The organism is Pseudomonas sp. P4_C4 (assembly GCF_056402055.1).
This window is the reverse complement of the sequence record NZ_JBFUID010000035.1, coordinates 18,313-33,624: the sequence shown is the minus strand read 5'-3', so window position 1 is coordinate 33,624 and position 15,312 is coordinate 18,313. Positions and strand designations below refer to the sequence as shown.

Sequence of the window (15,312 nt, the reverse complement as noted above, 5' to 3'; positions counted from 1 at the left end):
GGACTTCCATGAGCCAGACCGTAACCCCAGGACAACTGCAGCAGTGGCTGTTCGACGGGCAGGAAATTGCCCTGTTTGACGTGCGTGAGCACGGCCAATATGGCGAAGCGCATCTGTTTTTCGGGGTGAATTTGCCTTACAGCCGTCTGGAACTGGAGGCCCGGCGCCTGGCGCCGAATCCACAGGTGCGGCTGGTCGTTTATGACCAGGACGGTGGGAGCGTCGCGTCGCGTTCCGCTGAGCGTCTTCATGCCTTGGGGTATGCCCGCGTTCATGTTCTCGACGGCGGCGCCGAGGGTTGGCAGGCCGCTGGTTTTCAGCTGTTTGCCGGCGTGCATGTACCGTCCAAGGCCTTTGGTGAGTTGGTAGAGCAGGCCAGCCATACGCCCCATGTCACCGCGCAGCAACTGGCCGTTTGGCTAGCCCGGGGCGAGCCGCTGGTGGTGCTCGACGGTCGGCCATTCGATGAATACCGCAAGATGACCATACCCGGTTCCATCTGCTGTCCGAACGGCGAACTGGGGTATCGAGTGCACGATCTGGTGCGGGACGAGCACACACCGATCGTGGTCAACTGCGCCGGTCGAACCCGCAGCATCATCGGCGCCCAGACGCTGATCAATCTGGGCCTGAAGAACCCGATCTACGCTTTGGAAAACGGAACTCAGGGCTGGTTTCTGGAAGACTTTCAGCTAGAACATGGCAGCACCCGACGGTATGCCGATGAGGTGTCATCGGGGACGCTGCCGGCGCGCCGTCTGGCGGCCGCGCAACTGGCGGAACGGGCCGGGGTGGAAACCGTTGAAACCGTTCAGGTCGAGCAGTGGGCCGGGGAAGTCGGGCGCAGTCTGTTCCTGTGTGATGTGCGGACCGCCGAGGAGTTTGCCGAGGGCAGCCTGCCGGGCGCTCAACACACGCCGGGCGGGCAGTTGATTCAATCCACCGATCTGTACGTCGGCGTGCGTCAGGCACGGTTGGTGCTGATCGACAGCGATGGCGTGCGTGCGCCAATCGTTGCCAGTTGGCTGCGTCAGTTGGGGCACGACGCGTATGTACTGGCGGGAGGGGTGAACAGTGGTCTGGCGTTGCCCGCGCTGAAGACTGCGCCTTACGAGGCTTTGCCGTTGATCACCGCACAGGCCCTGGCTGATGCGCTGAAGGATGACGCAGTGGCGCTGATTGATTTGCGTGCGAGCATGGTCTATCGCAAAGGTCATATTGCCGAGGCGCGCTGGTCGATTCGTTCGTTGCTGGCGGCCGAGGTTGCCGGTGAACAGCGGCCGCTGGTGTTGCTGGCCGATGACCCGTTGCTGGCCGCTTTCACGACGCTGGAATTGCCTGACGCTCAGCGTGCACAGGCTCGATTGCTGGATGGCGGTCTTGCTGCCTGGCGCGCGGCAGGTCGTGCGGTGCAGGAGGACGCCAACACACCGCCTGATGAGCAATGCATCGATTTTCTGTTTTTTACCCATGATCGCCATTCCGGAAACAAGGACGCGGCGCGTCAATACCTGGCCTGGGAAATCGGCTTGCTGGCGCAGATGAATGAAGACGAAATCGCCAGTCTCAAGCCGCTGCACGCGCAACCTCAAGCGAGCCGGCATGCGCGGGTCCGCACGCGTCTGGTCCATTGCGCGCGGACCGAACAGGGCAGCGGCGGTCGGGCTGTCAACGTGCCGGTCACCCGCTTGAGCACGGTGTTGTTCGACAATCTTGCACAGATGCGCGATGCCCGCGCCCGTCGTGACTGCGAACGGGTCTTGAGCTATGGCGCCCGGGGCAACCCGACGGCCTTCGCTCTGGAAGATCTGGTCACCGAACTGGAGGGCGGCTATCGCACCCGCTTGTTCGGCACCGGGCTGGCGGCGGTGGCGCAGACTTTTCTGGCCTACCTGCGACCCGGCGATCATGTGCTGATCACCGACGCGGTGTATTCGCCGGTACGGCGTCTGGCCCGGGAGTTTCTCGAACCTTTCGGCATTCAGGTCAGCTACTTCGCGCCGGACGGCAGTGGCCTGCAAGCGCAGCTGCAAACCAACACCAAAATGGTCTACACCGAAGTGCCGGGGTCGCTGCTCTATGAGCTTTGTGACTTGCCGGCGATCGCCGCCCTGTGCAAACCACGGGGCATTCTGCTGGCCGTGGACAACACCTGGGGTTCCGGCTACCTGTACCGGCCGCTGGCCCTGGGCGCGGACATCTCGATCATGGCGCTGACCAAATACCTGTGCGGCCACAGCGACGTGGTCATGGGCAGTGTCTGCACCCGGCAAGAGGTCTGGCAACCGTTGGCGGCCATGAGCGACACCTTCGGCAGCACCGTCAGCCCCGACGATGCCTATCTGGTGCTGCGCGGCGCACGCACCCTGGCGCCACGCCTGGAAGTGCACGAGCGGCAAACCCTGCAAATCGCTCTTTGGCTGCAAGAGCAACCGCAAGTGAAACGGGTACTTCATCCGGCCTTGCCCGATCATCCCGGTCACGCCTTGTGGCGACGGGACTTCAATGGCAGCAACGGTTTGCTCTCGTTCGAACTGCGCGGCGCGCAAGCTGGATACGTCGAGCGATTCATCGATGCGCTTCAGTTGTTTGGTCTGGGGGCCTCTTGGGGCGGCTATGAAAGCCTGATCACCGTCGCCGACACCCAGGATCGCAACAGCGCTGAGGATCGAGGGTTGAACCCGGTGCTGCGATTGCATATCGGGTTGGAGGATGTCGACGCGTTGATTGAGGATTTGYAGCGCGGGTTTGCAGCCCTTTCATGAACTCTGGGCAAGGCACTGGAAATTTTCTTCGGCCCGATCGGTTGGTACGTATTCTTCATCGGCGTATTCGCGACGCTGTTTGCCAGTATTTCAGGCAAGACCACCGCGTCCCGATGCTGATTACCGATGCCCTCCAGTTGGGCGTCGATCTGTTCACCTGATATCGAGCCGTCGAGGGGACGCAAGGTCCCCTCGGTAGCCACCCTTCAGTCAGTCACAGAACCCTGCGGTATTCTCCCGGCGAAACTGTCCACCAGGCTCGCCACCACCATCTCGCCCATCCGCGTGCGGGTCTGCAGCGTCGCACTCGCGCGATGGGGCTGCAGCACTACGTTCTCTTTACCAAACAGTGGCTCGGGCACGTTCGGTTCATCGACAAACACATCCAGCGCCGCACCCGCGATCTCACCGGCGGCAAGCGCTGCCACCAGATCGACCTCGTTGACCAGCTTGCCCCGCGCCACGTTGATCAGATACCCACTTGTGCCCAACGCTTGCAGCACTTCGGCATTGATGATGGCTTCAGCCTTGTCGGCAGCGGCGGCGAGAATCAGCGCGTCACTGTTGGCCGCGAGTTGTTTCAGATCGGCAACGAAGGTGTGGTTCACATCGCTCATTGGCTGCAAATCGGTGTAACTGATCGGGCAGCCGAACGCTGCGGCCCGGGTCGCCACGGCACGGCCGACCCGGCCCATGCCGACGATGCCGATGCGCATGCCTGACACCTGACGCGCCAACGGCAGCGGGGCCAACGGCGTCGGGCTATGGGGCCACTGGCCCGAACGCACGTAACGATCGCTGGTGCACAGGCCCCGGCAGACGGCAATCAACAAGCCGATGGCCAGGTCGGCAACATCTTCGGTCAGCGCACCGATGGTCGCAGTCACGCGAATTCCGCGATCCCTGGCGTAAGCCAGATCGACCGCATCGGTGCCCACGCCATTGACCGCCACCACTTCCAGTTTCGGCAGTTGCGCCATGAGTGCCTGGCTGATACCGGTATGGCCGCCGGTGATCACCCCGCGAATGTTCGCGCCGTGCGCCTGCAAATAAGCCGACTTGTCGGCCTGCTGGAAGTAACGTCTGACGGTAAACAACTCATCGAGCCGCGCGTTGATTTCAGGGATCAGGATCGGGCTGAGCTGCAAGACTTCTGGCTTCATGTAAACCTCGTGTAGCGCAATAAAAAGGCCGGTTCAACCGCGACCGGCAAACGGCATGGCGCTGGCCATGACGGTCATGTTCAAGACGTTCGCCTCCAGCGGCAGACCGGCGATGTAGCGCACGGCATCGGCCACATGCTTGACGTCCACCATCGGCTCCACGGCGATGGTGCCGTTGGCCTGGCGCACGCCTCTGGTCATGCGCACCGACATCTCGGTGAGGGCGTTGCCGATGTCGATCTGGCTGCAGGCGATGTTGAATTCGCGCCCGTCCAGGGCCAGGGATTTGGTCAGTCCCAACACCGCGTGTTTGCTGGCGGTGTAGGCGCTGCTGAACGGGCGTGGGGTATGGGCCGAGATCGAGCCGTTGTTGATGATGCGTCCGCCCTGTGGCTGTTGTCGGCGCATCAGTGCGAAGGCGCCACGGGCGCAGAGGAAAACGCCGTTGAGGTTGGTGTCGATCACGTTGCGCCACTGCTCGAACGTCAGCTCATCCAGCGGCACGGCGGGGGCGTTGACCCCGGCGTTGTTGAACACCACGTCGAGGCGTCCGTATACCTCGACAATGGTTGCAAACAGCGCATCGACACTGGCCGGATCGCGCACATCAGTGGGCACTGCCAAGGCTTCGTGTCCCTCGCTGACCGCCAATTCGACCAATGTCTGCAACGGCTCCGGCCGGCGCCCGGCCAATACCAGGGTGAAGCCGTCGGCCATCAGGGCCAGGGCCACGGCGCGGCCGATTCCGCTACCGGCGCCGGTGACCAGGGCCACTTTCAAAGGACTGTTCATGTTGTTATCTCCTTCTTCAATTCACGAGGGCGTAGCCCGGGTTCAAGGTCGCTGACCGACGCGCATTTCCAGTTGGCCGATGCCGTCGATCCCGGCGTTGATGATGTCGCCGGGTTGCAGCACATCGACGCCTGCCGGGCTGCCGGTCATGATCAGGTCACCGGCCCGCAGCGCCACCGACTGCGAGATGCGGCTGATGATTTCACTGACCGACCAGATCTGGCTGTCGAGGCTGTCGCGCTGGCGCTCTTCGCCGTTGACGTTCAGCCACAAATCGCCGTCCGGGTGTCCGGCGCGAGTGACTGGCACGATGGCGGTCATCGGCGCGGCGCCGTCGAACACCTTGGCACCTTCCCACGGCAAGCCATTGCTCTTGGCCGCGCGCTGGACATCACGACGAGTCAGGTCAAGCCCGACGGCGTAGCCCCAGACATAGGCCAGCGCCTGACTCTGCGGAATATTGGCGCCACCTTCACCAATGGCGACGACCAATTCGATTTCGTGGGCAAACTCTTCGGTCAGCGGCGGGAACGCCACTTCACCCAACGCATCCACCACGTTGCTCGCCGGCTTCATGAAAAACACGGGCGGCTGGCGGGACTGGCCCTGGGTGTCTGGCCAAGGGTAGTTGCGGCCGACGCAAAATACCCGGCCAACGGGGAAACGCTGCTGGCTGCCGGCAACTGGCAAGGTCACGGGTAAATCCGGAGTGAAAACGTATTCGGTCATAGTCATTTTTGTCGTGGTCCTGTTGGAAGCATCAGCCTACGGCGGCTTCGTTTTGCGAAGTTGGACGAAAGCCGCCTCGTGTTGGAGAAAAACGCTTTTCTGCGCACATGTTTTCCGGGCTCAGCGTGCCTTGAGCTCGATGCGATACAAGCGACCGAGCAACAACGAATAGGACAGGGTGCCAATCAGCGCCACGGCGCCAATGAACCAGAAGGCGTAGGCAAACGAGCCCGTCGCGTGGACGATGGCGCCAATCACGATCGGGGTGACGATCCCGCCGATGTTGGCGGCGAGGCTGGTGATCCCGCCGGTCAGGCCGATCAGCTCCTTGGGCGCGACTTCCGATACGGCTGCCCACGACGACGAAGCGATTCCCTGGGCGAAGAAGGCAATGGTCAGCACGGCAATGCAGATCACGTTCGAGTCGGTGAAATTCACCAGCACAATCGACATGCCCAGCATCGATCCGACCACCAAGGGCAACTTGCGAGCGAAGGACATCGAATAGCCGCGGCGGATCAGCAAGTCGGAGACGATGCCGGCCAGCAGAATGCCGACGGTTGCGCCCACGAACGGCAGCACCGCGAAGACCCCGGCCTTGATCATGGTCAGCTTGCGTTCTTCGATCAGGTACGTCGGGAACCAGGTCAGGAAAAAGTACAACGCCGAGGTACTGGCGAACTTGCCGATGCAAATCGCCCAGATCTGCCGATAGCTGAACAGCTCGGCGATCTGCCGCCAGTTGAACCTGGTGCGTTCCTGACTGCTCTTGACCAGTCCGCCCCCGGCTTCGATGTACTTCAGTTCTTCCTGGCTGACGTTCTTGCAGCTCAGCGGATCGCGGTACAGGTACAGCCAGATCACACCGAATACTATCCCGAGAATCCCGGTGCTGTAGAACACATGGCGCCAGTCATAGGTCGTCGCCAGCCATAACAGCACGCCGGTAAACAGCGCGGTGCCCAGATACTGGCCGCACACGTAGATGCTGCTGGCCATGCCCCGTTCGCGGGCCGGGAACCACACCGTGACCGCGCGGCTGTTGGCGGGAAATGCCGGAGCTTCCATGGCACCCACGGCCAGGCGCAGCCCGAACAGCGAAGCGAATCCCGTGGCAAAGCCCTGGCACACGGTGACGGTCGACCAACTGATCAGCGACACCCCGTAGGTGAACCGGGAACCGAAGCGATCGGCGATGAACCCGGCGGGGACCAAGGCGAGTGCGTAGGTCCAGGCAAACGCGGAAAAAATCAGGCCCATTTCGATCTTGTCCAGGCCCAGATCCTTGGCCATGAACGGTGCGGCAATCGAGATGTTCACGCGGTCGATGTAGTTGATGATGGTCGCAATCAGCAGCAACGACAGCATGAACCAGCGCCGGCGCGTTGGCAGGCGCTGAGGCAGTGCGGCGTCCCGGGCGCCGACGCTCACCGACGGCGCGGTGGACGGGGAGGTTTGCGAGTTCGACATGAGTAGACCTTTTTATTGTTAGCAGAATCGAGATGTTTGCGCGCAGCCGAAGCCGTTGCCTCCAGTGCCGGGGCAGAGCAATCGCTACGTGAACGAGAGACGCGGACAGCCGCTGTCGGGCGCTCAGATACGCCTTCGGTCAGAGGCGTTCGGGGGAGGGGTCGCGAGGAGAAAAAGCGGATTCATGGGGGCGCACCTTTTGATTGTTTTTGGACGGGTCGGGCTGCATTGGTTGTCACAGTGGTCGTACAACCTCTCAAAATCAACGGAGGCGTTAGATCGTTTTTTCTCCTTAAAAAGGCGATTCATGCAGGTGTCCAAGAAAAAACAAATCAGCTCATTTCCACCGTTCTGCCTCATCTGTTTAGTAACTATATGTTTTTAAATGATTAATTATTTTTGTGTGCGCGTAGTTTTTTGGACAGACGACACATCACACATGGATACAATTAACTCTCTGTATGTTGTTGTCATCCTATGACGTGTTGAAGCCAACGGTGTCTGCCTTCACAATCATCGCGGTCGCCGCCTGCGTCGCGGCGCGACGACAACCTATCCATGTACCTGTCGAGGATCCTCAGGAAATGTCGTCTCCGAGCCGAGTACCCACCTACGTCATGCAGCAACGCAGCGAATTGACGGACTTCTACATTCGCGACAAAAAGGGCCGGCACGCCGAAACCAGCCCGCATCGCCATGAGTATTTCCAGATCCAGGTCAACCTCGGTGGCGATACCGTGCAGCACATCGGCAGCGTCGAACGTCCGTTTCCGCGCAATACACTCGCCTTCATCCTGCCGCATCGCGTGCACGTGATTCCGCATCCGGCCGACAGCAATTTCATGGTGATCAATTTTTCCCAGACCTTCCTGCTGCCGCACTTGCAGTGCGACCCGATGGACCTCGAGGAAGTCTCGATTCTGCTGGCGCCGGAGTTGTCGCCGTTCCGCTTTCAGGAGCATCTGGATTTCATTCTGGCCGATGAGGATTTCAGCAAAGTCTGTGGCTTGATCGAGCAGATGCGCGTGCTCGATGAAAACCGTCACTTCGGCACCCGCGAGATCCTCAAGGGCCTGCTGCTGCAATTGGTGGGGAGCGTCTGTGCCCTGTATGCCGAGCCGCTCAAACGGCTGGCCGAAGAGAATGCCGCCGAAGTCAGCCGACGCGACGCACTGAGCCGAATGTCCGAGTATTTGCGCAAGAACATCGCTGACCCCGACCTCAACCTGATCAAGGTTGCTGCCGCGACCTACCTGTCACCGACGTACCTGACGCACTGGTTGCGCAAGGAAATCGGCAAGACCTTCACCGAACTGGTGCTCGAACGCCGGATGCACGCGGCGCGCAATTATCTGCTCAATGGCACGCGGCCGGTGGGGGAGGTGGCGAGGTTGTGCGGTTTCGCTGACGAGGCTTATTTTTCGCGACGCTTCCGCCAGATCCACGGCCAGCCTCCAGGGCAATTCAGGCGTCAGCAACTCAATCCTGATACGCCGCAATCGCCGTCCAACACGTGACTGTTCAACGCTCGCATTGAAGCGCTAACTCGACGGCGCTCAGCAAGGCATCGCTGCTGAACGGTTTACGCAAGCATTCGATGGGCTCATAGCGGTTGGATTCAGCCAGTGTCGCTTCATCCCAATGTGCCGACATGCAAATCACCGGGAGTTTTCTGTCCTTGAGCGTCAGTGCGTGCATGACGTCTATCCCTGACAGGCCGTTCATTTTCAAATCCAGCAACAGACAGGCGATGTCATTGAAGTTTTCGAGGGCCAGGAATTCCTCGCCCGAGGCGAATACCCGGGCGCGGTATCCGGCCGACCGAAGCAGGTTGGCCAGGCTTTTGCGCACGGACGCATCGTCGTCCACGATGCAGACGATGATCATGACGCTGCCGGATGATCCGGGGGCGGTGCAGCCAGTGTCGATCGTCATGAAGAACCCTGCGTGCCAAACGCCGGCTCGGCGCTGATCAAGCCATACAGGCTGACCAGACTGACCAGCGAGCGCGTCTGCATCTTCTCCATGATGTGTTTGCGGTGGACTTTGGCTGTGACTTCACTGGTGCCCAATCGGTTGGCGATGTGCTTGTTGGACAGACCCGCGACGATCAGCGGCAGCACTTCGTGTTCGCGGGGGGTCAACAGGGCGGCCCTTTGACGGGCACTCTGAGTGCGTTGCCATTGCTCGAACGCCGTCGCTGCACGCTGACGGGTGGTGCGCAGGATGTCCAGCAACTGGCCGTCGTTGAAAGGCTTGGTCAGGAACTCGACCGCTCCCGCTTTCATGGCCTGCACCGACATCGGGATGGTGCCGAAACCGGTCATGAAAATAACCGGCCACGGAAGTCCGCGCCGCCCGAGTGTGGATTGCAGTTCCAGGCCTGTCGCCTCGGGCAGGCTGACGTCCAGCAACAAGCAAGCGGGGCCGATGTCGAGGTCAGCGCTGAGCAATTCTTCGGCCGAGGCGAATATCCGGTGCACGATGCCTTCGGCCCGCAGCAGTCGGCTCAGCGCTGTGCGCACGGAGGCCTCATCGTCCACGATGAACACCGGCACGCTGTCAGGATCGATCCGCTGCGGATCCTCGGACGCCAAGAGGTCCGGGACCGCAGGATGGAACAGGGGCAGGGGCGGTTCACGTTCTTTCAATAATCGGTAACCTCGGCGCGGGACCGTCTGGATGAGCTCTTTTTCTCCGAGCAACTTGCGCAGCGAGGAAATCTGCACCTGCAGATTGTTTTCCTCGACGACGGTGTCAGGCCAGACCTGTGTGATCAATTCATCTTTGCTGACGATTCGGCCATCGGCCTGCATCAGCACCGAGAGGATTTCGAACGCCCGGCCCCCGACACGCAGCGGCCGTCCATCAAGAAAGGCTTCACGCCGTTCCAGGGAAATAGTGGCTTGGCCGAGTCGGATCATACGTTCCTCTGCACTGCGTTGACGGGGAGTGACGCCGGAACGTCGTTTCATCAGGGCTACACGCTAGGGTGCGTTCTCAGTTAGTTTTCACGGGAAAACTAACTGAGAACGCACCCTAGGGGACGGCCTCGCATAATGCAATTATCCCGAGGGATAACACGCGGCGATTTCAGTGCGCAAAAACCACAGGCGACGGGGGCCCTCAACTGCCATTCTGGTGCCAATGACGGACAGGATTGCTCGAGCGCAGCCCGCGGGCCAGAGCCTTGCGTATACTCCCAGGCTCTGCCCGAAACGAATCTTCAGCGGTGATTGTTCATGCCCAGCAACCCTCTCTCAGCATCCGGTTCCCACAGTCTCGATGTCGTACACGATGAAGCCTGGCTGGAGCGTTGCACCTTCACAATACTGCGCCGGGAAAACGACCTGACCTGGTTCACGCTCCGGGATCGGGCATCGGGCACACGCTGGCTCGCCGCCCGGGCGCCGATTCAGCGGCCTGTCATATGCCAGCGGCTGGAGCGCGATTTTCACCTGCGCCTGGATCCGGCCTTGGCGATTGCCCCTGTCGCGTTCATCCGCTCGGCCGAGGGGCCTTTGTTGATCTATCCCGCGTCTGGGGTGCCGCTGACTGATTTGATCAGTGACACAGGGCTGCCACTGGCGCGCTTGTTGACCATCGCCGTAGCCGCGGCCAACGCGTTGGCGAGCGTCCAGAAGATGGGTGTGCGACATGCCAGTCTGCTACCCCACCACTTGGTGGTGGATGCTGCCGACTCGGTCAGACTGCTGAATTTTCACCGCCATGCCGGGGAGGCGCCCGCGGTTGAACTGCCCGGCCTGGAACAATGGCCTTATCTGGCCCCCGAGCAGGTCCGACGCGATGCCGTCAGTTTTGATGCGCGCAGTGATATCTATGCGCTGACCACAATTCTTTATCAGGCACTGACCGGCCGACTGCCGCTCACCGCCCGCGACCCGTCCCAATGGCTGCACGTGCACGCGGCTGTCCAGCCGCAATCACCGGCGATTCATGTCACCGATCTACCGGAAGGCATCTGCCGAGTACTGCTCAAAGGCCTGGCGAAAGAACCGGGCACCCGCTACCAGAGTGCCGAATCAATGGCCGCGGATCTGGCCTGGTGTCAACAGCAGTGGCTGGAGCATGAGCATATCGACGCGTTCCGCCTGGGCGCTTTCGATGCGTTGCCTTCCTTGGCCTGCAGCGATGTACTGTTTGGTCGAGAGGCCGAACGTACGCAGTTGGTCGAGCTGATGCATCAGGTGGGCGGCGATGGCATTGCCCGGGTTCTGCTGGTCGGTGGCGCGCCGGGCGCCGGCAAGTCGACGCTGATCCATCAGGGTGTCCGGCCCCTGGCCCCCGGCTACTGGGCCAGCGGCAAGAGTAATCTGCTGCAGCAGGAAATTCCATTTGCACCCTTGGCAGAAATCTTCAAGTCGCTGATGACCCAGTTGCTGGGCAAGCCGGCTCTGGAGTTGCAGACGCTGGGTGAGCAACTGGTCGAACGGCTTAAGGGGCGGGGCAGGCTTCTGGTGGAGCTGGCGCCCGAGGCTGAGCTGGTCATCGGGGTCACGCCTGAGCTGCCGAACATGCCGGCCCGACATGCGCTCGATCGCGCCAACCGGACCCTGCTCGATGTATTGGAAGTCTTCGCTCAGCCGGGACGCCCCCTGGTGCTGTTCGTGGATGACGTGCAATGGGCGGACGATTCGACGCTGTCGTTTTTACAGGCCTTCGTCGCCCGGCGGCCCCGGCATCTGGTGTTGATCCTGGCGTATCGCGAGGCCGAGTCGCAAGCCCTCGAGCGCGAGGGGGGAGTGCTGGAGGTGCTGGGTCGCGAGCAATCGTTGCCCTGTGCAAGCGTCATGCTGGGGCCATTGTCGGTGCCCGCGGTCGCGGAGCTGATCGCCGCTGAACTGGACGCCGACCCCAAGGAGATTGAGGCGCTCGCGCAAGTCGTGCATTACAAGACGGCCGGCAATCCTCTGTTCGTCAGCCAGGTGTTGCGCGCATTGATCGATGAATGTCTGGTGCGCTTTGACGTGCAGGGTCGCCGCTGGGTCTGGAATCAACAGGAGGTGGACGGTTATCGCTACGCCGACAACGTCGCGGACTTGATGGTACTGCGACTCGAACGCCTGTCACCGATGGAACGCGAAGTGCTGCGCACGGCCGGCTTCGTCGGCGGGCGCTGTGATGAATCACTGCTGCATCGGCTGTTGCCGTGTGAGCCGCAACAGATCACCCATGATGTGCAAAGCCTGGTCGATGCAGGTTTTCTGCTGCGTGAGCGCGAGCAACTGGTGTTTCCCCATGACCGTGTGCTTGAGGCGGCCTGTCAGCTTGCGGCGCCAGCGGGACGCGCCGCCGAGCATGCGCGTATCGCTGGCACCATGCTTGATCATTGGGGCGAGCAGATCCATGAGCGTGTGTTCGAAGTCGCCAGTCAGGTCCAGCGCATTGACGCCGATGAACTGGAGGCGCATCGCCGCGCCGCGTTCGTCGAGCTGTTGGTCGAAGCCGCCGAACGCGCCCGGGACACCGCCGCTGTCGAGCAGGCCGTGGGCTATCTTCGCACGGCCGAGAGTCTGCTCGACCAGACAGGTTGGTCGAGCCTCTACAGCCAGACGTTTGCCACCCAATGGCTGGCTGCCGAGTGCGACATGCTCCTGGCCGATCTGGAAGGCGCCCAGCGCCGCCTCGACGATTGCCTGACCCACGCCACCACAGTGCTCGACCGCGCGAAGACCTATCGGTTACGGGCCACCTTGCGCACGCTGCACTCCGATTACGAGGGGGCGATCACCGAGGCGCTGAACGGTCTGGCCTTGCTGGATATTCCCCTTCAGCGCAGGCCCTCACAGAACGATTTGACCCTGGCATTTACCCAGGTTCGTGAGCTTGTCGGCGCACGCCGCATCGCCGATCTGGTGCATTTGCCCAAGGCCGAAGACCCGTCTGTCGAAGCGGCCATGGAGTTGCTCAGTACGTTGATTTCTTCGTTCTTCGTCGACGACGACATTCGTTTTCTGCATTTGGCGAAAATGGTCGAACTCACACTGCTGCATGGCACCACGCCAAGCAGCGGTTACGGTTTTGCCTGGTTTGGCGTGATGATTGCCGAGCGCTATGGCGAATATGTGGACGGGCAGGCCTTCGCCGAAGTGGCGCTTGAACTCACCGACAAGCACGGCTACGAAGCAGGGCGCACAGGCACGCTGGTGGCGCTCGATCAGGTCAGCCCGTGGACCCGACCGATGGCGTACGCTCGACAGAAGGCGTTCGCCGCATTCGAGTGCGGCCAGGCCGGCGGCGACCTGGGCATGTCCTGTTACGCCTGCAACCACATCGGTTCCGACCTGCTGTTCATGGGCGAACCCTTGCAAGGGGTGTTGAACGAACTGGAGCATGGGTTGGCGTGGGTGCAGCAATTTCATTACATCGATATCGAGCGCATCCTGCTGGCGCAACAGGCATTCGCCACCGATCTGCGCGACGGGCGCCTGCATCGGCCGTTGGACGAACTGGATGGCATCGAACATGACCGTTTCGGCCCCATCGACCGTACCCGTGTGTCGCAGCCGACGCTGTTCTGGTCCTGGCTGTATTCAGGCATGTCAGCGTTTTATTTCGGCGATATCCCTTACGCATTGCGACGTTTCGAAGAAGCCGCCGCGCTGGCCTGGTCCATTCCGGCGCATATCAATCTCGCCGATTACCACCTGTTCTACAGCCTGGCGCTGGGCAGCATGCAAGCGCCGGGCGAGGTGGCGGAAAAACTGGAAAAACTCGAGCGGCAACGCCAGCGGTTCCTGCCGTGGGTCGAACTCAATCCGACAACGTTCCGCAACAAATTGCTGCTGATCGAGGGAGTCATCGCCCGTTTGCGCGGTCAGGAACTGGTAGCTATCCGCTGTTTCGATCAGTCGCAGATCGCGGCGGCGGCGGCCGGTTTCATCCATGAGCAGGCGCTGGCCCATGAACAGCTGGCCGATATCTGCCTACCCAACGGGCTGGTGTCGGGTGCCAGCCACCACCTGCGTGTCGCGCGCGACTGCTACAACCTGTGGGGCGCCGAAGGCAAGGCGCGTCAATTGGAAACCTTGCACCCGTTTCTGAGTGCGGAGCCGTCGTTCGAGCCGGTCCGGCCTGTGACCCAGGTCCGCCTCGATCTTGAAGTGGGGATCGAAGCGGCGCGTGCACTGTCGCAGGAGGTTCTGCTCGAACGACTGGTCGAAACCCTGATGAATCACTTGATGATTCAGGCCGGTGCCGACAATGGCGTGCTGATGATGGTCAGCGGCGCCGAACTGCAACTGGCGGCGACGGCTTCGGTCGAAGCCGGCAATGTACGGGTCGCTCTGGACGCCGGGCAACCGCTCGAACAGATGGCGCCGGCCTCGGTGCTCAACGCCACGATGCGCACGCGCACGACCCTGGTGCTCGACGATGCCCGGGCCGATTGTCCCGAGGCCTACAGCGCCGATCTGCAACAGCGCCAGGTGCGGTCGGTGTTATGCCTGCCGTTGCTCAAACAAGGCACGTTGATCGGCCTGGTCTATCTGGAAAACAGCCTGGTCCCCAAGCTATTCAGCGCCCAGCGCCTGACCATGCTGGAAATTCTCGCCTCTCAGGCCGCGGTGTCACTGCAAACCGCCAAGCTGTATGAACAGCTGGTCGAGGACAACCAGCTACGCGCGCAGATGGAAGCGGACTTGCGCAGTTCCCGCGCGGAGCTGGCGCGCAGCTCGCACCTCAAGGTCATGGGTGAGCTTTCTGCTTCGATTGCCCATGAAATCAGCCAGCCGTTGCTGGGCATCGTGTCCAATGCCTCGGCCAGCCTGCGCTGGCTCAAGCGTGATCAGCCCGATCTGGAAGAGGCGATTCAGGGGCTGGAAGACATTCGCTCGGACAGCGCCCGCGCCGCCGACATTGTCCAGGCGCTGCGCGCACTCGCCAAACAGACGCCGTTGCAACGGTTGCCGATGCAAATCGATCACTTGATCGGTGAGGTCGTGCGCCTGACTGCCACCGACCTGGCGAACCGCAACGTGCGCCTGGAAACCCGGCTCGATGCGCAATGCCCGGTGTCGGTCGACGCGGTACAGATCCAGCAGGTGGTGTTCAACCTGATCACCAATGCGCTGGAGGCCATCGCCGGAGCAGGGTTGCCCAATGGACGCATCATCATCGGCTCAGCGGTGAAGGACGCTCATGTCCAGGTCTGCTTCCAGGACAACGGGCCCGGAATTGACGCGCACCAGCGCGAGCAGATCTTCGATGCGTTCTACACCACCAAAGGCAGCGGCATGGGAATGGGCCTGGCCATCTGCAGGTCGGTGATCGGCGCGCACGGCGGGACGCTGGTGGTCCAGGATAGCGAGCAGGGCGCCCGGATTTGCTTCAACCTGCCACTGGCACCGGCCAGCACTTGATAAAAAAGGGCC

The 15,312-nt window shown here is 61.6% G+C and carries 9 protein-coding genes and 1 pseudogene; 4 read left to right on the top strand and 6 right to left on the bottom strand.

Going from position 1 to position 15,312, the window contains the following annotated elements; translation table 11 throughout:
* Nucleotides 1-8: 8 nt before the first annotated feature.
* Together metC and AC1DXW_RS18845 are read left to right on the top strand one after the other, a co-directional pair.
* A complete protein-coding gene (gene metC / locus AC1DXW_RS18850) occupies nt 9-2,765 on the top strand; it encodes a cystathionine beta-lyase (protein ID WP_477760308.1) in 2,757 nt (918 codons plus the stop codon).
* A 3-nt stretch (nt 2,766-2,768) separates the two neighbouring features.
* A pseudogene (locus tag AC1DXW_RS18845) lies at nt 2,769-2,902 on the top strand (Nramp family divalent metal transporter); the annotation flags it as partial.
* A gap of 69 nt (nt 2,903-2,971) precedes the next feature.
* On the opposite strand, the gene AC1DXW_RS18840 reads toward AC1DXW_RS18845, so the two are convergent.
* The 4 genes from AC1DXW_RS18840 to AC1DXW_RS18825 form a co-directional block, all read right to left on the bottom strand.
* Nucleotides 2,972-3,928: a 2-hydroxyacid dehydrogenase gene (locus tag AC1DXW_RS18840; RefSeq protein WP_477755474.1), complete on the bottom strand. Its 957-nt coding sequence runs from the start codon at nt 3,926-3,928 to the stop codon at nt 2,972-2,974.
* Between the two features lie 33 nt (nt 3,929-3,961).
* Complete coding sequence (locus tag AC1DXW_RS18835; protein ID WP_477755473.1) at nt 3,962-4,720, bottom strand: SDR family oxidoreductase; 759 nt, start codon at nt 4,718-4,720, stop codon at nt 3,962-3,964.
* A gap of 42 nt (nt 4,721-4,762) precedes the next feature.
* Nucleotides 4,763-5,455: a fumarylacetoacetate hydrolase family protein gene (locus tag AC1DXW_RS18830; RefSeq protein WP_477755472.1), complete on the bottom strand. Its 693-nt coding sequence runs from the start codon at nt 5,453-5,455 to the stop codon at nt 4,763-4,765.
* A 114-nt stretch (nt 5,456-5,569) separates the two neighbouring features.
* Nucleotides 5,570-6,919, bottom strand: coding sequence for an MFS transporter (locus AC1DXW_RS18825; RefSeq protein ID WP_477755471.1), 1,350 nt, complete (start codon nt 6,917-6,919; stop codon nt 5,570-5,572).
* Nucleotides 6,920-7,503: 584 nt separating this feature from the next.
* On the opposite strand from AC1DXW_RS18825, the gene AC1DXW_RS18820 reads away from it, so the two are divergent.
* The gene (locus AC1DXW_RS18820) at nt 7,504-8,436 is read left to right on the top strand and encodes a helix-turn-helix transcriptional regulator (RefSeq protein ID WP_477755470.1); all 933 of its coding nucleotides are present in this window, start codon (nt 7,504-7,506) and stop codon (nt 8,434-8,436) included.
* Nucleotides 8,437-8,440: 4 nt separating this feature from the next.
* On the opposite strand, the gene AC1DXW_RS18815 is transcribed toward AC1DXW_RS18820, so the two are convergent.
* Nucleotides 8,441-8,806 (bottom strand): response regulator transcription factor, encoded by a 366-nt coding sequence (locus AC1DXW_RS18815; RefSeq protein ID WP_477755476.1) that lies wholly within the window; start codon nt 8,804-8,806, stop codon nt 8,441-8,443.
* A 44-nt stretch (nt 8,807-8,850) separates the two neighbouring features.
* On the bottom strand, nt 8,851-9,843 hold the full coding sequence (locus AC1DXW_RS18810) for a response regulator (RefSeq protein WP_477755469.1): 993 nt from the start codon (nt 9,841-9,843) through the stop codon (nt 8,851-8,853).
* Between the two features lie 405 nt (nt 9,844-10,248).
* On the opposite strand from AC1DXW_RS18810, the gene AC1DXW_RS18805 reads away from it, so the two are divergent.
* Nucleotides 10,249-15,300 (top strand): trifunctional serine/threonine-protein kinase/ATP-binding protein/sensor histidine kinase, encoded by a 5,052-nt coding sequence (locus AC1DXW_RS18805; RefSeq protein ID WP_477760319.1) that lies wholly within the window; start codon nt 10,249-10,251, stop codon nt 15,298-15,300.
* The last annotated feature ends 12 nt before the right edge of the window (nt 15,301-15,312 follow it).

Bases quoted from the DNA above. Each gene is read 5' to 3' on its own strand.
- AC1DXW_RS18835 (WP_477755473.1), bottom strand. From the start codon at position 4,720: ATGAACAGTCCTTTGAAAGTGGCCCTGGTCACCGGCGCCGGTAGCGGA.
- AC1DXW_RS18825 (WP_477755471.1), bottom strand. From the start codon at position 6,919: ATGTCGAACTCGCAAACCTCCCCGTCCACCGCGCCGTCGGTGAGCGTC.
- AC1DXW_RS18820 (WP_477755470.1), top strand. From the start codon at position 7,504: ATGTCGTCTCCGAGCCGAGTACCCACCTACGTCATGCAGCAACGCAGC.
- AC1DXW_RS18830 (WP_477755472.1), bottom strand. From the start codon at position 5,455: ATGACTATGACCGAATACGTTTTCACTCCGGATTTACCCGTGACCTTG.
- AC1DXW_RS18840 (WP_477755474.1), bottom strand. From the start codon at position 3,928: ATGAAGCCAGAAGTCTTGCAGCTCAGCCCGATCCTGATCCCTGAAATC.
- AC1DXW_RS18815 (WP_477755476.1), bottom strand. From the start codon at position 8,806: ATGATCATCGTCTGCATCGTGGACGACGATGCGTCCGTGCGCAAAAGC.
- AC1DXW_RS18810 (WP_477755469.1), bottom strand. From the start codon at position 9,843: ATGATCCGACTCGGCCAAGCCACTATTTCCCTGGAACGGCGTGAAGCC.